Origin of the sequence: Lentzea aerocolonigenes, from assembly GCF_000974445.1 — a bacterium.
In the GTDB taxonomy this organism is placed as follows: Bacteria; Actinomycetota; Actinomycetes; order Mycobacteriales; family Pseudonocardiaceae; genus Lentzea; species Lentzea aerocolonigenes.
In genome coordinates this window covers 25,361-43,617 of record NZ_BBOJ01000034.1, presented here as the reverse complement: position 1 = coordinate 43,617, position 18,257 = coordinate 25,361, and the positions used below count along the sequence as shown (strand labels likewise).

General features: G+C 70.1%; 17 protein-coding genes and 1 pseudogene. 10 read left to right on the top strand and 8 right to left on the bottom strand.

The window, feature by feature from the left end:
- The first annotated feature begins 120 nt into the window (after window positions 1–120).
- The 3 genes from AOM45_RS44670 to AOM45_RS44660 are packed head-to-tail and all read left to right on the top strand — an operon-like array spanning window position 121 to window position 3,136.
- Entirely contained in the window at window positions 121–1,113 is a 993-nt protein-coding gene (locus AOM45_RS44670) for an efflux RND transporter periplasmic adaptor subunit (protein ID WP_030472777.1), read from the top strand.
- Entirely contained in the window at window positions 1,113–1,811 is a 699-nt protein-coding gene (locus AOM45_RS44665) for an ABC transporter ATP-binding protein (protein ID WP_030472778.1), read from the top strand. The genes AOM45_RS44670 and AOM45_RS44665 overlap by 1 nt, the downstream gene beginning before the upstream one ends.
- On the top strand, window positions 1,811–3,136 hold the full coding sequence (locus AOM45_RS44660) for an ABC transporter permease (RefSeq protein ID WP_030472779.1): 1,326 nt from the start codon (window positions 1,811–1,813) through the stop codon (window positions 3,134–3,136). Before AOM45_RS44665 ends, AOM45_RS44660 begins: the two co-directional genes overlap by 1 nt.
- A gap of 71 nt (window positions 3,137–3,207) precedes the next feature.
- Here AOM45_RS44660 and AOM45_RS44655 read toward each other — a convergent pair whose 3' ends face one another.
- Together AOM45_RS44655 and AOM45_RS44650 are read right to left on the bottom strand one after the other, a co-directional pair.
- Window positions 3,208–3,999, bottom strand: coding sequence for an aldo/keto reductase (locus AOM45_RS44655; protein ID WP_051784612.1), 792 nt, complete (start codon window positions 3,997–3,999; stop codon window positions 3,208–3,210).
- A 51-nt stretch (window positions 4,000–4,050) separates the two neighbouring features.
- Window positions 4,051–4,815, bottom strand: coding sequence for an SDR family NAD(P)-dependent oxidoreductase (locus tag AOM45_RS44650; RefSeq protein ID WP_030472781.1), 765 nt, complete (start codon window positions 4,813–4,815; stop codon window positions 4,051–4,053).
- Window positions 4,816–4,898: 83 nt separating this feature from the next.
- Here AOM45_RS44650 and AOM45_RS44645 point away from each other — a divergent pair, with 83 nt between their 5' ends.
- The 4 genes and pseudogenes from AOM45_RS44645 (at window position 4,899) to AOM45_RS44625 (ending at window position 7,398) form a co-directional block, all read left to right on the top strand.
- Window positions 4,899–5,336, top strand: a complete 438-nt coding sequence (locus AOM45_RS44645; protein ID WP_059363014.1) for a MarR family winged helix-turn-helix transcriptional regulator — start codon at window positions 4,899–4,901, stop codon at window positions 5,334–5,336.
- Between the two features lie 22 nt (window positions 5,337–5,358).
- Window positions 5,359–5,565 (top strand): annotated as a pseudogene (locus AOM45_RS54070) (acyl-CoA dehydrogenase family protein); the annotation flags it as partial.
- A 634-nt stretch (window positions 5,566–6,199) separates the two neighbouring features.
- Window positions 6,200–6,946: a thymidylate synthase gene (locus tag AOM45_RS44630; RefSeq protein WP_428829546.1), complete on the top strand. Its 747-nt coding sequence runs from the start codon at window positions 6,200–6,202 to the stop codon at window positions 6,944–6,946.
- Complete coding sequence (locus tag AOM45_RS44625; RefSeq protein WP_030472785.1) at window positions 6,943–7,398, top strand: dihydrofolate reductase; 456 nt, start codon at window positions 6,943–6,945, stop codon at window positions 7,396–7,398. The genes AOM45_RS44630 and AOM45_RS44625 overlap by 4 nt, the downstream gene beginning before the upstream one ends.
- Here AOM45_RS44625 and AOM45_RS44620 read toward each other — a convergent pair.
- Together AOM45_RS44620 and AOM45_RS44615 are read right to left on the bottom strand one after the other, a co-directional pair.
- Entirely contained in the window at window positions 7,395–7,754 is a 360-nt protein-coding gene (locus AOM45_RS44620) for an MmcQ/YjbR family DNA-binding protein (protein WP_030472786.1), read from the bottom strand. The two genes, AOM45_RS44625 and AOM45_RS44620, sit on opposite strands and share 4 nt — an antisense overlap.
- A 9-nt stretch (window positions 7,755–7,763) precedes the next feature.
- Window positions 7,764–8,651 carry a proteasome assembly chaperone family protein gene (locus AOM45_RS44615; RefSeq protein WP_035913404.1) on the bottom strand — a complete coding sequence of 296 codons (888 nt, stop codon included), beginning with the start codon at window positions 8,649–8,651 and terminating at the stop codon, window positions 7,764–7,766.
- A gap of 129 nt (window positions 8,652–8,780) precedes the next feature.
- Here AOM45_RS44615 and AOM45_RS44610 point away from each other — a divergent pair, with 129 nt between their 5' ends.
- From AOM45_RS44610 to AOM45_RS44600, 3 genes are all read left to right on the top strand, one after another.
- The gene (locus AOM45_RS44610) at window positions 8,781–9,392 is read left to right on the top strand and encodes a DUF4230 domain-containing protein (RefSeq protein WP_236704058.1); all 612 of its coding nucleotides are present in this window, start codon (window positions 8,781–8,783) and stop codon (window positions 9,390–9,392) included.
- 71 nt (window positions 9,393–9,463) lie between these two features.
- Window positions 9,464–11,065 carry a serine/threonine-protein kinase gene (locus AOM45_RS44605; RefSeq protein WP_051784604.1) on the top strand — a complete coding sequence of 534 codons (1,602 nt, stop codon included), beginning with the start codon at window positions 9,464–9,466 and terminating at the stop codon, window positions 11,063–11,065.
- A 45-nt stretch (window positions 11,066–11,110) separates the two neighbouring features.
- Window positions 11,111–11,626 (top strand): hypothetical protein, encoded by a 516-nt coding sequence (locus AOM45_RS44600; RefSeq protein WP_156094358.1) that lies wholly within the window; start codon window positions 11,111–11,113, stop codon window positions 11,624–11,626.
- 4 nt (window positions 11,627–11,630) lie between these two features.
- On the opposite strand, the gene AOM45_RS44595 is transcribed toward AOM45_RS44600, so the two are convergent.
- The 4 genes from AOM45_RS44595 to AOM45_RS44580 all read right to left on the bottom strand — a co-directional run bounded on the left by AOM45_RS44595 (window position 11,631) and on the right by AOM45_RS44580 (window position 18,082).
- Entirely contained in the window at window positions 11,631–13,628 is a 1,998-nt protein-coding gene (locus AOM45_RS44595) for a transglutaminase TgpA family protein (protein WP_030472791.1), read from the bottom strand.
- 226 nt (window positions 13,629–13,854) lie between these two features.
- A complete protein-coding gene (locus AOM45_RS44590; RefSeq protein ID WP_030472792.1) occupies window positions 13,855–14,961 on the bottom strand; it encodes a DUF58 domain-containing protein in 1,107 nt (368 codons plus the stop codon).
- The gene (locus AOM45_RS44585; protein ID WP_030472793.1) at window positions 14,958–15,923 is read right to left on the bottom strand and encodes an AAA family ATPase; all 966 of its coding nucleotides are present in this window, start codon (window positions 15,921–15,923) and stop codon (window positions 14,958–14,960) included. The genes AOM45_RS44590 and AOM45_RS44585 overlap by 4 nt, the downstream gene beginning before the upstream one ends.
- Window positions 15,920–18,082 (bottom strand): NHL repeat-containing protein, encoded by a 2,163-nt coding sequence (locus AOM45_RS44580; RefSeq protein ID WP_156094359.1) that lies wholly within the window; start codon window positions 18,080–18,082, stop codon window positions 15,920–15,922. Before AOM45_RS44580 ends, AOM45_RS44585 begins: the two co-directional genes overlap by 4 nt.
- Window positions 18,083–18,257: the final 175 nt, after the last annotated feature.

Below are 18,257 nucleotides of genomic sequence, written 5' to 3'. Positions count from 1 at the left end.
ACACACCGGATACCCGTGGCCACCAGGTCGATGCGACATCGGCCGAAAGTCCGATGCAACCTCCCGGACCGATCAGGTGTCCTTATCGGTAGGTTGGTTGAAACGACATGGGGGACATTCGTGCGCAAAATCGTTCTCGCGCCGCTGTGCGCGCTGGTCACGGTCGCCGTGGCGGCGTGCAGTCCGTCAGGTCCGGACAAGGCCAACCCGGAGCTGGCACCGCGCGGCACGCAGATGACCAAGGTCAAGCCGACCAAGCAGGACATGACCACGAAGCTCAGCATCGCCGGCAAGGTCGAGATGAACCCGACGTTCGGGCTCGTCGCGCCGGTCGCGGGCCAGGTGCGGTACTTCGACGTCCCGACGCCCAACGGCACGCCCACCAAGCCCATCCGGGTCGCGACGGTGTGGAAGGACGGGGCGCCGAACTACGTGGAGGCGCCGGCCGGTTCGACGTTCAGCGGACGTCTGGTCGACGACAAGGCGACGGTGACGGCGGGCATGCCGCTCGCGACGGCCAAGCACGTCGGCTACGCGATCGTCGGCGACATCGACGGCCAGCAGGCGTACAAGATCAGCGGTGCGCTGACCGACGTGACGGTGCAGATCAAGAACGGTCCAGGCCCGTTCCCGTGCACCGTGCTCGGCACGATCGCCGCGCTGCCGCAGGGCACGATCCCGGAGAAGCCGCCGGTCACGCCGGACACCAAGGACCAGAAGGACCAGAAGGACCCGCAGCCGCAGCAGCCCAAGGACCAGCCGCAGACGCCGAGCTCGGCGACCGGCCTGCGCATCGTGTGCACCGCGCCCGCGGACGTGCAGATGATCAACGGCGCCAGCGCGTCGATCGAGGTCACCACCGGCAAGTCGGCGCAGGCGCTGGTCGTTCCCGTCGAAGCCGTGGCCGGTCAGCAGGGCAAGGGCAAGGTCGACGTGATGCAGCCCGACGGTTCGCGCCGCACCACCGACGTGACGCTCGGCCTCACCGACGGCAAGGTCATCGAGATCAAGTCGGGTCTCACCGGCGACGAGGAGCTCGCGGTGCCCGGCCCGAACCTGCCGGAAGGCCAGCAGCAGGGCGGCGAGCCGCAGCAGAAGCCGACGGGACCGTGATGACCGCACCACAGGTTCAGGTCCAGGCGCCGCTGCTCCAGCTCAACGGCATCACGAAAGTCCTGAAGGGCCAGGAGGAACCGCGCACGATCCTGTCCGGTGTGGACCTGACCGTCCACCCGGGACAGAGCGTGGCGATCCTCGGCAGGTCCGGCTCCGGCAAGTCGACGCTGCTGTCGTTGATCGGGCTCTTCGACCGTGCCGACGAAGGCCAGTACTTCCTGCACGGCAACGACATCACACGAGTGCCGGAACGCAGGGCAGCCGCACTGCGCAGCGCCGAGTTCGGGTTCGTGTTCCAGCGCTTCTTCCTGCTCAAGCACCTCACCGCGGCGCAGAACGTGGCGATGGCGCTGGTGAACGGCCAGGGCTGGTCGGCCCGCCGCAAGCGCAAGCAGCAGGTGATGGAGGCGCTGGAGCAGGTCGGCATCGCGCACCTCGCGAAGTCCAAGCCCTCCAGGCTCTCCGGTGGTGAGCAGCAGCGCGTCGCGATCGCCCGCGCGCTCGTCCGCCAGCCGCGCGTGATCCTCGCCGACGAGCCGACCGGCGCGCTCGACACGGAGACCGGCAACCTCGTCGTCGAGGTGCTGCTCAACACGACCAGGCAGGGCTGCGGCCTCGTGCTGGTCACGCACGACCACGACCACGCGCGCAAGATGGGCCGCGTGCTGGAGCTGCGCGACGGGCGGTTCAACTGATGTTCTCCGGCAAGTTGCGGTCCGCCCTCGTCATCGGCGGACAGGGCATCCGCGCCCGCAAGCTGCGCACGTTCCTGTCGATGGTGTCGCTGTTCCTCGGCGTGCTCGCGGTCGTGACGGTGCAGGCGGGGGCCGCGATCGCCGAACGCGCGATGCTCACCGACGTCGAGCTCCAGGCCGGCAAGGACGGCACGATCATGGGCTACATCCCCGGCGAGAAGGGCGCGCCGGGCATCGTGGAGTCCACCCTGAAGGGTCGTGCCGACGCGGTGGCGATGATCAGCTCTCAGGCGATCATCGGTGAGCCGGGCGTGCGGCCGATCAACGAGGGCGGCATGCCGTTCGAGTACGCGGGTAAGGGCGGCAACTACTACGGCCCCGAGATGTACTGCGACTCCAGCGGCGTGTGCCAGGAGCAGAAGAAGCCCGAGAAGAAGCCGGACGGCCAGGCGATCGAGGTCAGCATGGTCGCGCTGACCGGCGACATCCGGCCGTTCAAGCCGTACCGGCCGATCTCCGGCAGCTGGCTCGACTTCACGACCGCGCCGGCGCTCGCGCCCAGGATCGTGCTGAACGAGGAAGCCGCCAAGGGCCTCACCCGGTACCGGATCCCCGGTGAGATGATGATCGAGGGCGCCACCCACCACGTGACCCCGCAGATCGTCGGCGTGGTGGAGGACGGCAGCGGCTCGCCGCGGATCTACATGCGCCTCGACGAGCTGCGCACGTGGATGCCCTCGGCGCCCGCGAACACCGACGCCAACAGGTTCCGCGGCGGCACCCAACTCGAGGTCTACCTCCAGCCGGACTCAGGCGACCTCCAGCAGCTGCTGAAGGCCAAGCTCGTCGGCGCCGGCATCGACCAGAACCAGCTGCACTTCCAGACGGTGAACTCCAAGGAGCGCATGGAGTCCCAGCTGAAGATCATGCGGCTGATCTTCCTCGGCATGGCGTTCCTGGTGCTGCTGATCGGCGTCGCGGGCATCCTGAACGTCGGCCTCGCCACCGTCGGTGAGCGCGTCGAGGAGTTCGCCCTGCGCCGCGCGGTGGGCATGTCGCGCATGCTGCTCGCGGGCATCGTGCTCGCCGAGACGTTGCTGACGGGCCTGCTGACCGCCGCGCTGGCGATCGGCGCGGGCGCGGCGGGGTTGCAGGTGGCGCTGATGATGTTCGGACACCGGTTCCCGTCGTTGCAGGGCACCGTTTTCCCCTGGGAGGCGGGCATGGCCGGTGTCATCGCCGGTCTGATCGCCGGTGTGCTCGGTGGCCTCATCCCGGCCATCCGGGCGGCACGGATCCCGATCGCCACAGTCATGCGGGCCTAGAAGAAGGAGGCAGGCCCGTTGCCGGCGAAGCCCCGGACCGCGAGAGAGGCGGACCGGGGCTTCGTACTTTCTCAGGCCTGGTTGAACTCGTCCGGGTTCGGGCCGATGCGGCCGCCGCGGTCCAGAGTGGACAGCGCCGCGATCTCCTCGTCCGACAGCTCGAAGTCGAACACGGCGATGTTCTCGCGGATCCGCGCCGGCGTCACGGACTTCGGGATCACGATCGTGCCGAGCTGCACGTGCCAGCGCAGCACGACCTGGGCCGCGGAACGCTGGTGGCGTGCGGCGATCTCGGTGACCACCGGGTCGTTCAACAGCTCGCCGCCCTGGCCGAGCGGCGACCAGGCCTCGGTCTCGATGCCGTGCTGGGCGTGGAAGACGCGCAGGTCGCTCTGCTGCAGGTACGGGTGCAGCTCGACCTGGTTCACCGCGGGGACGACGCCGGTCTCGTCGATCAGGCGGCGCAGGTGCGCGGGCTGGAAGTTGGAGACGCCGATCGCGCGGACGCGGCCCTCCTTCTGCAACTGCACGAACGCCTTCCACGTGTCGACGTAGAGGTCGCGGGCGGGCGTCGGCCAGTGGATCAGGTAGAGGTCGAGCACGTCGAGCTTGAGCTTCTTCAGGGACTCGTCGAACGCGCGCAGCGTCGAGTCGTAGCCCTGGTCGGAGTTCCAGAGCTTGGTGGTGATGAAGACGTCGTCACGGTCCACATCGGACTGTGCGATGGCCTCGCCGACACCGCCCTCGTTGCCGTAGGCGGCCGCGGTGTCGATGCTGCGGTACCCGGCCTTCAGCGCCTCCGCGACGGCGGGCGCGGCCTCGGCGTCCGGCACCTGCCAGACACCGAAACCGAACTGGGGCATGACGACGCCGTTGTTGAGCTTCAGGGTGTTCAAACCAGTTCCTAACTCGTGTTACGGGATCAGCGTCGGAGCGGTGCCGCCGTCGACGCGCAACGCGGCTCCGGTCGTCGCGGACGACAGGTCCGACGCGACGTAGGTGATGAGGTTCGCGACCTCGTGCGGGCGGATCAGCCGGCCCAGCAGCAGGGTGGGGCGTTCGGTGCGGACGAACTCGGCCTCGCCGCCCTCGCCCACGCGGTCGCGGATGAACTCCTCCACGCCGGGGGTGAGCGTCGGGCCGGGCAGCACCGAGTTCACGGTGACGCCGGTGCCCTTCACGGCCTGGGCCATGCCGCGCGCGACGGCGAGCTGCGCGGTTTTCGTCATGCCGTAGTGGACCATCTCGGTGGGCGTGAACACGGACGACTCGCTGCTCACGAAGATCACCCGGCCCCAGCCGCGTTCGACCATGCGGGGCGTGTAGTGCCGTGCGAGCCGCACGCCGGACATGACGTTGGTGTCGAAGAACCGCTGCCACTCGGCGTCCTCGATCTCGAACACCGGCCGGGCTCCGTAGATCCCCGTGTTGTTGACGAGCACGTCGACGTCCGGCAGCTGCTCGACCACCTCGGCCACGCCTTCGGCGGTCGCGATGTCGGCCGCGATGCCGCGGACGTCACCGTGGCCACTCAGCTTGCCGACCGCCTCGGCCACGCGTTCCTCGGTGCGACCGCTGACGACCACCGACGCCCCCGCCTTCAGCAGCGCCTCCGCCGTGGCGAAGCCGATGCCGGAGGTGGAGCCCGTCACCAGGGCCGTGCGTCCCGACAGATCCATGTCTCTCCCCGGTAGACTTGCTGAAGACGATTACAAGCGTACGCAATAGTTGCAGACGCTGTCTATTTGAGAAGGGTTGACCTATGTCACTGGACGACGACGCCGTCCAGGCGCGCGCGCAAGGCTGGCGCACGCTCGCGGCGTTGCACGCACGCATCGAGGACCGCCTCGAGAGAGCCCTGCAGAAGGCTCACGAACTCTCGGTCAGCGAGTACACCGTTCTGGACGTGCTCAACCGTCAGGACGGCTTCCACCTGCGGATGAACCAGCTCGCAGGCGCCGTGGTGCTCAGCCAGTCGGCGACGACGCGCCTGGTCACGCGCCTGGAGGACCGCGGCCTGCTCGCCCGCTACCTCTGCCCCACCGACCGTCGCGGCATCTACACCGAGGTCACCGAGAAGGGTCACGAACTGCTCGCGCTCGCCCGTCCCACCCACGACGAGGTGCTCTCCGCGTCGTTGGAGGAGGCGTCCGGAACTCCGGAGCTCAAGCCACTCGTTGAGGCGCTCGCCAAGCTGTAGCGCGCTCGGCAAGATCACGCGCATGGATCTCCACGCCCTGATCCGCGCCGAAGCGTCCGCGGCCGAGCACCAGCGCGCACTCACCGAACCGGTGGTGACCGCGCTCGTCGACGCCGGCGTGCACCGGCTGATCGCCCCGAAGCGCTACGGCGGCGCCGAGCTGGGCCTGCCCGAGTGGAACCGCGAGATCCAGGAGCTCTCCCGGTCCGACGCCTCCACCGGCTGGACCGCGATGACGACCACGATCTCGTCGTCGCTGGCCTGGTACCTGCCCGTCGACGCCGCCGACGAGGTCTTCGGCGACCCGCGCGCGTTGATCGCGGGCACCGCCGCGCCGTTGGGGAAGGCTGTCGAGACCGACGGCGGTTACCTCGTGACGGGCCGTTGGGGCTGGGGCAGCGCCGTCACGCATTGCTCGTGGATCATCGGTGGCACCCTCACGCCCGTTGGCCCGCGTCTGGCCGTGTATCCGCGTTCGGACGTGACGATCCACGACACCTGGCACGCTGCCGGCCTGCGTGCCACGAGTTCGCACGACTTCTCTCTCGAGAACGCCTTCCTGCCGTTGCGCCGTGCCGTGTGGCCGATCGGCGTCACGCCCGGCATCGAGGGTCCGATCACGGTCTTCCCGTACTTCAGCTTCCTGGCCGCGGGCGTCGCGTCCGTCTGCCTGGGCGCCGCCCGCCGCGCGATCGACGAGATCGAGGCGCTGGCCGTGTCCAAGACCCCGCAGTACGCGACGTCGCGCTTGGCCGAACAGACCGGGGTGCAGATCGCGGATCGGACTTCGATACAGGCGCTATGGTGCGTGCATGCCCGACACGCAGTACGAAGACCTGCTCCGCCACGTCCTGAAGGAGGGCGTGCACAAGGAGGACCGCACCGGCACCGGCACGCGGTCGATCTTCGGCCACCAGCTGCGCTACCCGCTCGCCGCGGGCTTCCCGCTGATCACGACGAAGAAGGTGCACTTCAAGTCGATCGCGTACGAGCTGCTGTGGTTCCTGCGCGGTGACAGCAACGTGCGGTGGCTCCAGGAGCACGGCGTGACGATCTGGGACGAATGGGCTCCTTCGGACGGTGAGCTCGGCCCGATCTACGGCGTCCAGTGGCGCTCGTGGCCCACCCCGGACGGCGGTCACGTCGACCAGATCGCCGAGGTGCTGCGGACGTTGCGGGAGAACCCGGACTCGCGCCGCATCATCGTCTCGGCCTGGAACGTGGGCGAGATCCCGCAGATGGCGCTGCCCCCGTGCCACGCGTTCTTCCAGTTCTACGTCGCCGACGGCAAGCTGTCGTGCCAGCTCTACCAGCGCAGCGCGGACCTGTTCCTCGGCGTGCCGTTCAACATCGCGTCCTACGCCCTGCTGACCCACATGATCGCCGCCCAGACCGGCCTCGGCGTCGGCGACTTCATCTGGACCGGCGGCGACTGCCACATCTACGACAACCACGTGGAGCAGGTCGAACTGCAGCTCAGCCGCGAGGCGCGCCCGTTCCCCTCGCTGCGCCTGGCCCCTGCTTCCTCGTTGTTCGACTACAGGTACGAGGACTTCGAGATCGTCGGCTACGACCCGCATCCCGGCATCAAGGCCCCGGTGGCGGTGTGATCGGCCTGATCTGGGCGCAGGCCCCCGGTGGCGTGATCGGCCGCGACAACGCGATCCCGTGGCGCATCCCGGAGGACCTGAAGCACTTCCGGGAGATCACCGCGGGCTCGGCGGTCCTGATGGGCCGGCGCACCTGGGAGTCGCTGCCGGAACGCTTCCGCCCCCTGCCGGGCCGCCGCAACCTGGTGCTCTCGCGCACCCCGCAGGAGGGCGCCGAGACGTTCTCCTCGCTGGAGAAGGCCCTGGCAGACGTGACCGGCGACGTGTGGGTGATGGGCGGGTCGGCGGTGTACGCGGCGACGCTGCCGTTCGCGGACCGGGTCGAGGTGACCGAGGTGCGCGAGCCGTTCGAGGGCGACACGTACGCGCCGAAGATCGACCGCGAGCCCGTGCACGTCGGCGAGTGGCTGGAGTCGAGTTCGGGGCTGCACTACCGGTTCGTGAGCTACTAGCGGCGCCTGGCCCGCGCGTGCCAGGCCTCCACGATCAGCTCCTCCAGCTCCCCCACCCCGATGTGCTCCAGCCGCACCAGGATCGCCGGATACCCGTTGAAGTGCGGCGTGGTGAAGTACACGGAGTCGTCGGAGGCGAGCAACGCCTCCTTGGCCCCCAGGTCCGGCACCCGCGCCGCCAGGATCGGCCCCGACGGCGCAGCGGCACCCAGCGCCGCCAGGTCGAGCTTGCGCAGCGGCCGTTCCCACACGAACAGCTTCTCCTTGACCCTCCAGTCGACGACGCCCTCCCGCACCCCCTCCGTCACGTCCGGCATGGAGGTGGCGATCCTGCGCACGTCGTCCCAGGTGGCCATCGCTCGCTCCTACAGGTGGTCCGGCGGACGCTGCTGCTCGGCCAGGAACCGTTCGAACTCGGCACCCAGCTCGTCCGCGCTGGGGAGGTCGGTGTTGCCGACAGTCTGGATGAACGCGTCGTACTGCCGCTCGAGCGCTTCCACCACCTGCGCGACCTCCTCGGACTCCGCGACCTGGCGGTGGATCTCGGCGTCGGCGGCCTGGGCCGCGTCGATCAGCGAGCCGATCGGCAACGCGAGGCCCGTCGAGCGCGCGACGGCGTCCAGCAGGGTCACCGCGGCGGTCGGGTACTGGGACTGCGCCAGGTAGTGCGGCACCTGGGCCGCGAAGCCCATCGCGTCGTGGCCCGCCTGGCCCAGGCGGAACTCCAGCAGGCCGGAGACGTTGCCCGGCACCTGCACGCGGTTGAAGAACGGCTGGTACTCGGACACCAGCTCGGGACGCGTGGCGTGGCCGATGACGTTCAACGGCCGTGTGTGCGGCACGCCCATGGGAATGCCGTGGAAGCCCACGGTCAGACGCACGCCCCACCGGTCGATGAGCGAGCGCACGGCGAGGATGAACGCCTCCCAGCCGCGGTCCGGCTCGGGGCCGGTGAGCAGCAGGAACGGGTGGCCCGCGCTGTCCCACAGCAGGTGCACGACCAGTTGCGGGGCGGCGTAGTCCTCCCAGTGGTCGGTCGCGTAGGTCATCAGCGGGCGGCGCGAGCGGTAGTCGATCAGGCCGTCGATGTCGAAGCGCGCGACGACGCGGCTCTCCAGGGTCTCCAGCAGGTGCTCGGAAAGCAGGCGGCCGGCGGCGCCCGCGTCCATGAAACCCTCGAAGTGGTGCAGCAACACCGCGCCTGTCAGGTCCGGCACCTCCGAGTCCACCTCGTACAGGTTCTCCGGGTCCACCGCACTCCTCCTGAACAATCGTTCCTGTCTCGTCCAAAGCCAACCATGTGGACACGGGACTGATTCCGCACGGGTCGATTAGCCCATACGGACCGTGTGAGCGCATCACCTCACGGGTATCACAACGTCGTGGACAGGCGCTGGGTCATGCGTGGAGCTTTGGTCGCGGCCGTCTTCATTCTCCTCGGCGCGGCGGTGTACGTCTTCGGCCAGTTCAGGCCCTTCGGTGACGAGTCGATCGACCGCAGCCAGCCCGCGATGCTGAAGTCGGTGCGGGACCTCAGCCAGTACCACGCGGCGGCGGGCGAGTTCCAGGTCGTGCTGGACATCGAGAACGACGTCAAGTGGGTGCCTTCGGCGCTGGCGGGTGAACGGACGCTGTTCGTCGCCGCCGGTTCGGTCAACGCCTACGTCGACCTGGGCAGCCTGAAGGACGACGGGCTGGTCGTGTCACCGGACCGCAAGACCGTGGAGCTGCGGCTGCCGAAACCGCAGCTGGACAAGCCGAACCTGCACCACGACCGGTCGTACGTCTTCAGCCAGGAGCGCGGGCTGATCAACGATCTCCAGGCCCTGGCGGGGCCTCCCGACACGCAGCGGTTCTACGTGGCCGCCGAGGCCAAGCTGACCGAGGCGGCGAAGCAGTCGGAGTTGCTGAAACGGGCGGAGGACAACACCCGCGTGATGCTGACCGGAATGCTGCAGTCGTTGGGATTCCAGGTGAAGGTGATCGGGGACTGAGACCCGAACCGTCGCCGCTTCCTCCACGAACGTCCAGCGGTGAGCCGACCTCACCGGGATAGGATCCGTTGGTGGAAGACGATCTGATGGCCTGGGCGCCCGCCACCGGTGCCGCGCCGGCACCCGCGATCGCGTTGCCGGGCTACAGCGGTTTCCGCGTGATCGCGCAGGGCGGCGAGGGCACGATCTACCGTGCCCGCCAGGACGGGCTGGGTCGCGACGTCGCGGTCAAGGTGCTCCAGGTGACCGACCCGGCGACGCTGAGCCGCTTCCGCCGCGAGCTGGAGATCACCGTCGAGCTCGGCCGCCAGCACCCGCACATCGTCACCGTGCTGGACACGGGCACGCTGCCGGACGGCCGCCCGTGCATCGTCATGGAGTTCTACGAACGGGGTTCGCTGCACGACCGTTTGCGCGCCATGGGCCCGTTGCCCGTGCCGGACGTGGTGGCGGCGGGCATCGCGGTGGCGGACGCGCTGGCGTTCGCGCACGGCCAGGGCATCCTGCACCGGGACGTGAAGCCGCAGAACGTCCTGGTGCTCCCGACTTCCTACGTGCTGGCCGACTTCGGCATCGCCCGCGGTGCGGACGCGGGCCACTCCGCGTCGTTGCAGATGGTCAGCTACCGGCACGCGGCGCCGCAGATGCTGGAGGGCATCGCGCCCGCGTTCGCCGACGACATCTGGTCGCTCGGCTCGACCCTGTTCACGTTGCTGGAGGGCAAACCGCCGTTCGCCTCGGACAACCCGGACGAGGACACGCTGCTCTCCTACATCGGCCGCGTCAGCAACGCCGAACCGCGGTCGCTGACGCGGTTCGACGTGCCCGCGCCGCTCGTGGCCGTGATCAACCGCTGTCTGCGCAAGGACCGCGCGGAACGGTTCGCCTCCGCCCTCGAACTCCGCGACGCGCTCATGGCGGTGAGCTCGGGCACCGCACTGTCCGTTGTGGACCCCGAGGCGACGTCGATGCTGGGCGAGCGCACGTTCTTCATCCCCGACGGCCCGACGGAGGCGCCCGGTTTCGGCCCGCGCGGGTTCGTTCCCGAACCGGAACCAGAACCGGAACCCGAACCGGAGCCGGACGACTCCTGGCGGGGCAGACTCGAGGACCTGACCTACCGGCAGCACGACTACGTGCCGCCACCGCCTCCCCGTCCGCAGCCGGTGGCCGTGCTGCCGACCGTGGACCTGCCTCCCGCCGAGCCGATGACCGCCCCTGTGCGCAAGAAGGGCCGCGGCGGTGTGCTCGCGCTGCTGGCCGTGCTCGCGGTGGTGGCCGGGCTCGTCGTGGGAATGGTGCTGAACCGCAAGGAGGACCCGCAGGTCCAGGCGCCGGTGACGACGACGACGCTGCCCGTGCCGACGTCGGAGTCCACCGACGCGGGCCCGCCGCCCAACTCGGACCCGAAGTTCATCCCGGTGCTCAAGCGCGCCGAGTACAAGGGCAAGGCGATCGAGCTGGAGTGGAGCGATCCGAGCGGTGGTCAGGCCGAGTTCGTCGTGATCGACGTGACCGGTGCCAAGCCGTTCGCCGTGACTCGTGTGACCGGTGGTGGCACGAAGTACGTCATCGAGGACGGCGGCGGTGTCCGGCGTTGCTTCCAGATCGGGGCGATCGGCTACAACGGCGGAAGAGGCAGTTCCGCGAAGGTCTGCGCCGCCAAGAACTAGGCCCTGAACCTGTATTTGCCCGGCGGACTGGCGTACGGTCCCCCGGTGCAAAGCGTTCGTCATGCAGGCCAACCGTTGTTCGCTCGTGGACGTAACCGCCGCACACTCGTGGCGTGGGCGGCCGTCCCGCTCGTCGTCGGCATCGGGATCGGTGTGCTGATCGGTGGCAACCTGAGGCCACCGTCCCCCGTCGACGATTCGCCCGCGACACCGAGCGAGCCCGTGCGGCTCGACTACACCGACATGCCGTGCGACCCGGGCTCGTCCGTCCTCGTCCTGCACTCGCTGGAGGGCGCGATGCGCGTGGAGGACGTCAAAACGTTGGTGGACTACGAAACCATGTGGGTGAAGCACCGCGAGAACGCGAACCCCGCGCTGCGCGGCCAAACCGCGTTGCTGAGCAGACGCGACGACGTCTGCGACGCCATCGTGCCCGAGGACTCGCGGTTCACCCAGTTCGTGTGGATCGGCCCGATCCAGTCGGACATCGCACCGTCCCTGTGCACGGCGTTGCTCAAGGTCACCTGGGAGAACTGCATTCCCGCCCAGGTGGTGCGCTGAGGAGTCAGCGCCGGAACAACGGCCGCGGGTCGATCGCCCACACCACCTTGCGCCACCAGGACGCCTTGCGCCGCACCGCTTTTCTGATGTCGCGGGCGAACCGCCAGCCGTGTTGCGGCGTGCTGGGCGGCGGTGCGAACGCGGCCTGGTCCACCATCACCGCGAGGTGCGCCCCGGCTTCTCCCCATTCGCGGGCGATGTCGGGCACGGTCCGGCTCGGTTTCGGTCTCAACCCTGCGAGCTGCAACGAGTCGAGCACCTCGTTCCACGCCCCCACCGGTCCTGCCGCGCGGTGCCGCAACCGTCGTGACGTCCGTGCGACGTACAACCCGATCAGCAGCAACACCGGCGCGAACGCCCAGAGCGGAAAACCTTGCCGCGCATCAGGAGCAGCCACGGCGTCCGGCTGCACCGCGCTCGGCTGCACCAGCGGCGGCACGGACGCCAGCGACGTCGGCGTGGGCTTCGCGGTGGTCGACGCGAGCCGGTTCAGCACCTCGCGCTTCGACGCGGCGCTGGGCCCGCTTCCGTTGCCGGACACGGGATCGAACGCGACCCAGCCCCACCCGCTGAAGTACACCTCCGGCCACGCCGTGGCGTCGGCGGCGCGCACGATGCGTTCACCGTTCTGCTCCGGCACGGGCTGGAACCCGACCACCACGCGCGTCGGCAACCCGACGGCCCGCGCGAGCACCGCGTACGCCGACGCGAACTGCTCGGCGGTCCCCGCCCCGGCACCGGATTCGCCGGGGTTGCCGAAGAGGAACGTCTCCAGCCGCGCGTAGGACGACCCGACCGGCGCCTCGGCATCGGGCCGCCGGTTGAGCCGCACGACCTGTTCCAGCGCCACGGCCTTCTCGTACGGCGTGCGCGCGTTCGCCGTGGCCTGCCGCGCGTACTCGGCCAGCGTGAACGGCAACCGCGGCAACGCCGTGTACCGCGTGGCGTCTGTGGGAACCTGCGCCTCGGCGAGATCGGCATCGGACGGCGTCTCCACCACCCCGCGCACCGTGTAGCTCAACCCTGTCTTTATTCCGTCCGCGATCACCAATGACCCGGTGTCCGGATCCACCATGGCGTTGCTCAACGACACCGCCTGCGGCCTGCCCACCCCGGGCAACCACTCACCATTGAGCCCGGTGATGGTGAGGTCGACGCTGGCGTCCTGGAACCTCCCACCGGTGGGCAGATCCGGCGCGTCCACCACCCCGAGCGGCCCGTACGTGCTGGCCGCCTCCCAGGACGCCCCCGAGTACCGGCTGAGCGTCACCAGCCGCACCGGCACCTCGGGCCCGCGCATCCGGAACAACTCGGCGTCCCCCTGCGCCGCCCACGCCGCGAGCTGTGGCAACGGGTTCGCGATGGCGATATCGGTGACCGGCGGCGTGACGAGCTTGCGCGGCTCAAACCCGTTGGCAGGCAACACGAACGCCAGCAACGTCAACGCGGCCAGCGCCGTGGCGAGCACCGCGGGCGGCACCACGGGCCCGCGCCGGTCGATGATCAGCCACCCCAAGGCGAGCAACACGACCAGGACGAGCGCAGTCAGCCCATAGCGGTCTGCTCTTCCGGTGGTGAGCAGGGCCGCCGCCACGTAGAGGGTGGCCGAACCCAGCGCGGGCACGAAGAGTGCAGTGCCGCGCTTGGTCACCGACAGGACCGTCACCGTGGAGACGCCGATGATGAGCAACAGACCCGGCACCAGGAGCTCAGGCGTCGCGGGAGCGGGGCGGGCGGCGGTGAGGAGGCGGGGGACGGTGTCGAGCAGCACCCACGTGGGGTCGCGGTCGGGTGACGCGCCTTTGGCGGCGAAGAAGCCTGCTGCCATGGCCAGCACCATGATCGCGAGGCCGGCCAAGCCTGCGGGGACCAGTTTTTTGAGGAGCAGGGCCAGGAAGCCGGTGAAGGCGGCCAGTCCGAAGTAGAGGGTCGCGCCGTCCCAGGCTTGGGAGAGCTGGAGGGAGGCTACGAGGAGAAGTGCGGCTACCCAGGCGTACTTCACGGGGTCACCGCCGGGTTCTGCGCATGGGCTGGTCGAGAGTGGATGGCCGGTGGGGTGGTGGGCGCGGAGGTCGGGGCGGGGGCCGAAAGCAGTTCGATCGCCACGGTCGAGAACCCCGGAACGCGATCAGCCGCCGGCACCGCGGCGACCCATCCCCGACGCCTCGCGGCCACACCGGCGCCCACCGGACCGCCCGTGCCACGAGCGCGAGGCCGCAGTGCGTGTTTCATCGCGCCACCACCGCGTTCCACGAGTCGACCAGGTCCTCCGCCCTCGCCCCGCTGATCACCAGCACCGAGCCCGCGGCGCTCACCGGGCGCTTCTCGTCCACCACGAGCACCGTGCCGAACGCTGCCCTGCCCGCCTCCAGCACCAGCGCCGGGACCGGCTCGCCGCTCACCACGGCCACCACGTCCAGGTCGCGGACCGGCACGGTCGGGCGGCCGTCGACGGTTTGTAGTTCCAGGTCGGCCAGGGCGGCGAGGATCGGGGCCGCGTCCTGGGTCTCTTCCAGGTCGGTGCTGCCGGACGACGTCAGCAGGCGCACCGGATGGCCCTGCTCCAGGGCCGAGGTGATCAGGGACGCGGCCACCTCCACCGCCTCCTCGAAGCGCTGGTCCTCGGCGTACGAGGACGTGTTGTCGTCGAGCAGCACCGCCAGGTGCGGGCGGGCCGGGTCGGCGTCCTCGCGGATCATCAGGGTTCCCGTGCGGGCGGAGGTCGCCCAGTGCAGGCGGCGGAGGTCGTCGCCCGGCACGTACTCGCGCAGGCCCACCAGGTCTGTGCCGCCGCGCTCCACGCGTTCGTCGGCGCCCACCTGGCCTCGGCGGGCTCCGGAGGGCAGGCCGCGCACCGGCAGGACGCGGGGGACGACGCGCACCTGCACCACCTCGCCCAGCACCGTCCGGGCTTGGGCCAGGCCCGCCAAGCCCTTGCGGCGCAAGGTCAGCGGGCCCACGTCGAACACGCCGCGCCGTTCGGTCGGGATGGCGTAGTCGACGGACTCCACGGCGCCCGGCTTGAGCAGCGGCACGTCCACCGTCATCGGCGCACCCGCCACCAGGTCCACGGCGTCCAGCGCCACCGGCCAGCGGCCGACGGCCGACAGCTCCAGGCGGCCGCTGCACCTCGCCAGGCGTGGCACGGTGCGCGGGCGGACCGTGCGCGACACCGACAGCGGTGACGCGATCAGCACCGAGACCGCGGACGCGATCACCAGGGCCACCAGGGCCAGGCCGAACGCCGTCATGCCCGGATAGCGCCACCACAGCCCGACGCCGAGCATCAGCAGGCCCAGCACCGCGGTTCCGGTGCCGCGCAGGGTGAGTCTCATTGCGCCGCGGGCTTGGGCACCGGCACGCGCGAGAGCACGTCGGCCAGCACCTCCGACGTCGTCACGCCCGCCAGCACGCTCTCCCGCGTCAGCACCAGGCGGTGGGCCAGCACCGGGTCCGCGATGTCCTGGACGTCCTGGGGCACGACGAAGTGCCGGCCCTTCGACGCCGCGTACACCTGCGCGCACCGGACCAGCGTCCGCAACCCGCGCGTCGACGTGCCGAGCCGCAGCCGTTCGTCGGTGCGCGTGCCCGTGCCCAGAGCAGAGATGTACTGCAGGATCGGGTCGGCCACGTGCAGCAGCGACAGCCGGCCGCTGAACGCGCTCACCTCGCGCGGTGACGTCACCGTGCGGACGTCGGCGATCCGGCCCGCGCCGCTGCCGGGACGCAGCACGTCCAGCTCGTCCTCGACCGACGGGTAGCCGATCGAGGTGCGCAGCATGAACCTGTCCAGCTGCGCCTCGGGCAACCGGTAGGTGCCGTCGAGGTCGATCGGGTTCTGCGTCGCCACCACGAGGAACGGGTCGGGCACCGCGTGCCCGACGCCGTCGATCGTGACGGTCCGCTCCTCCATGACCTCGAGCAGCGCTGACTGCGTCTTGGCCGCCGCGCGGTTGATCTCGTCGGCCAGCACGATGTTCGCGAACACCGGACCCGGCCGGAACCGGATCTGGCCCGTCTGCGGGTCGTAGACCGATGTGCCCGTGACGTCGGACGGCAGCAGGTCCGGCGTGAACTGCACACGCCGGGAGATGCCGCCCAGCGCACCGGCCACGGCACGGGCCAGCGTCGTCTTTCCCGTGCCGGGCACGTCTTCCAGCAGCACGTGGCCGCCCGCGAACATCGCCACGAGCACCAGGTCGATCACGTCGCGCTTGCCGCGCACCGCGCTCTCGACCGCGTCGCCGAGGCGGGTGTGCAGGTCGCGGAAGGCCGAAACCTCACCGGTGTCGATCACTTTTCCTCTTCTCTGCGAACACCGATGCGCAACAGGAACGCGCACGCCAGCAGGCCCAGTCCACCCGCGCCCATCGGCGCGGTCTGCTCTCCCGCGGGTGCCATCCGCGGGATGCAGCCGGGTTTGCCCTGACACTCGTCCAGGATGAAGATCGCGTTCTTCGACGCCGAGTCGACCTGACCACCGCCGGACGCCGCGTAAGCGCGCACGACGATCGTGTTGGTGCCCTCTTCCAGGTCGATCTGCGCGGTGGTGGCGGTGCACGGAATGCCCACCGAGTAGCCCTGGGTCTTGTTGACGACCTCGCAGCGCCCGTTGTGGCTCGCCCAGTCCGCCGGCGGCGCCATGTTCACCGTGCGCCTCGACGCCATCCGCCCACCGGTGATCGACGTGATCACCGTGGCCCCGGCCGTCGGCAACGACGGCGGTGGTGGCGGCGGAGGTGGAGGAGGCGGCGGCGGTGTGGTCGTCGTCGTGGTGGGCGGAGGCGGAGGCGGCGGGTTGTTGGGCGGTGGGTTGTTCGGCGGCGGATTCGGCGGAGGCGGGTTGTTCGGCGCCGTCACCGTGAACGACGCCATGCCCGCGGCACCGGCCGTGGACGCCGTCGACGCGCGCACCGTCACGTCCAGCCTGCCGCTCGTGCAGAACGTGGAACCCGTGCACGGCAACGACAGATCAGCGGACGTACCGGCCGACTGGGTCGACACCGAACCACCGCTGAACGATCCGGAACCCGTCACGGTGTAGCCCACGATCGGGTCCGTCGAGGAGACCGCGCTCCAGCTCACCGTCACGGTGACCGCGGCGGAGCTGCGCCCTTTCTCCCGCACCGTCACACCGGCGGGCGCGGCCGGCGCGGACCCACCCGGAGAGGACGGCGGCGTCGACGAGCTCGGCGGAGGCGACACCTCCGGCGGTGTGCCACCGTTGTTGTTGTTATTGCCGGGATTGCGCGGCGGCTTCACCGGCTCGTTGGGGTTCGGCGGCGGGGGCGGCGGCACCGAGGGCGGCGGCGAGCGGTCCGGGTCCTTCACCGGCACCTCGGGGCTGCGGATCGTCAACGACCGCGTCGCGCCGTCGGTGTCGACCAGCACACCCGTCGAGGAGCCCGGCACGTTCACGAACAGCCGGCCGTCGTCGAACACCAGCTCGGGGTCGGAACCACCGGACGTGCGCACGTCGTCACCACCGCGGCGGCCACCGCGGTCAAGGACGATGACCTTGCCGGATCCCTTGCACGGCACGTAGACCTTGTCGCGGAACACCGCGGGACGCCCCGGCTTCGGACACCCCATCGCACCGACGTCGACACGCAGCACCTGCCCGTCGACGACGAGCACGACCACCGACGAGTCCGGCACCGACGCGGGCACGAGGTCCGTCGGCGACATCTGCGCCGCGATCACCTCGGCATCGGTGCGGTCCGTCGACCGCGACACGTCCTCACCGGTGCCGTCGCGCACGACGACACCACCGTCGAGACCGATCAGCGTGACACCCTGGTCGTGCGGCACCAGAACCGTGCGCGGCCCGGCACCGGTGACCTGGCGCTGCGTCCGCTCCTGGAACCGCTCCTCGTCGTCGGACCAGTCGAGCGACCGCAACGTGCCGCCGTGGTCGACCACCCACAGGACGCCCCGCTCGTCCACGACGGCGTCGGCGAGCGGTTGCCCGGCCTCCCACTTCTGCCCGATGTCGGCCAGCGTCAACGGATCCGCGGTGTGCACGGTGCCGGCGGCGCGGTCGACGACGAACACCATCCCGTTCGCCACCAGCACCTTGCTCGTCGCACCGGGCGGCGCCTGCCGGCGACCGGACGCGAGCAGCGTCGCGAGGTCGATGACGGTGATCTCGCCGGTCCGCCGGTTCAACACGATCAGCCGGCCGTCCTCCTGCGCGATCTCCAGCTGCGAGTCGGGCCCGCTGATCTGCAGCCGCGTCTGGGGTTTGCCCGACACCGGGTTCACCTGGACGACCTCACCGCGCTGGTCGTCGCCCAGCCACGTGAGCCCGTCCGACACCTCGACGGAGGTGCGGGAGATGCCCTGCCCCAGCGCGGCGCCCGCGAGCACCAGAACACCCAGAAGTGCCGCTACGAAACTCGCCGATTCCCGCCCTCCACCGGAGATCACCCTTCTGATCCGGTGCCACCAAGCCATGCGCGCCTCCCTCGCCCGCCGGGGATGCTAACCCCCGGCTATGACAACTTCGGACGGTGCACGGTTCCCGGATCGCCCGGTCAGCCGACTGGCAGACATAGGTGAATGTAATGACGGGGTCTGACAGTTTCGGAAACCGAATGGCGCTGGGCCGAAGTGATCAACGCGCAGGGCA

Bases quoted from the DNA above. Each gene is read 5' to 3' on its own strand.
- AOM45_RS44665 (WP_030472778.1), top strand. From the start codon at position 1,113: ATGACCGCACCACAGGTTCAGGTCCAGGCGCCGCTGCTCCAGCTCAAC.
- AOM45_RS44660 (WP_030472779.1), top strand. From the start codon at position 1,811: ATGTTCTCCGGCAAGTTGCGGTCCGCCCTCGTCATCGGCGGACAGGGC.
- AOM45_RS44655 (WP_051784612.1), bottom strand. From the start codon at position 3,999: ATGCCCCAGTTCGGTTTCGGTGTCTGGCAGGTGCCGGACGCCGAGGCC.
- AOM45_RS44650 (WP_030472781.1), bottom strand. From the start codon at position 4,815: ATGGATCTGTCGGGACGCACGGCCCTGGTGACGGGCTCCACCTCCGGC.
- AOM45_RS44645 (WP_059363014.1), top strand. From the start codon at position 4,899: ATGTCACTGGACGACGACGCCGTCCAGGCGCGCGCGCAAGGCTGGCGC.
- AOM45_RS44620 (WP_030472786.1), bottom strand. From the start codon at position 7,754: ATGGCCACCTGGGACGACGTGCGCAGGATCGCCACCTCCATGCCGGAC.
- AOM45_RS44590 (WP_030472792.1), bottom strand. From the start codon at position 14,961: ATGAGACTCACCCTGCGCGGCACCGGAACCGCGGTGCTGGGCCTGCTG.
- AOM45_RS44580 (WP_156094359.1), bottom strand. From the start codon at position 18,082: ATGGCTTGGTGGCACCGGATCAGAAGGGTGATCTCCGGTGGAGGGCGG.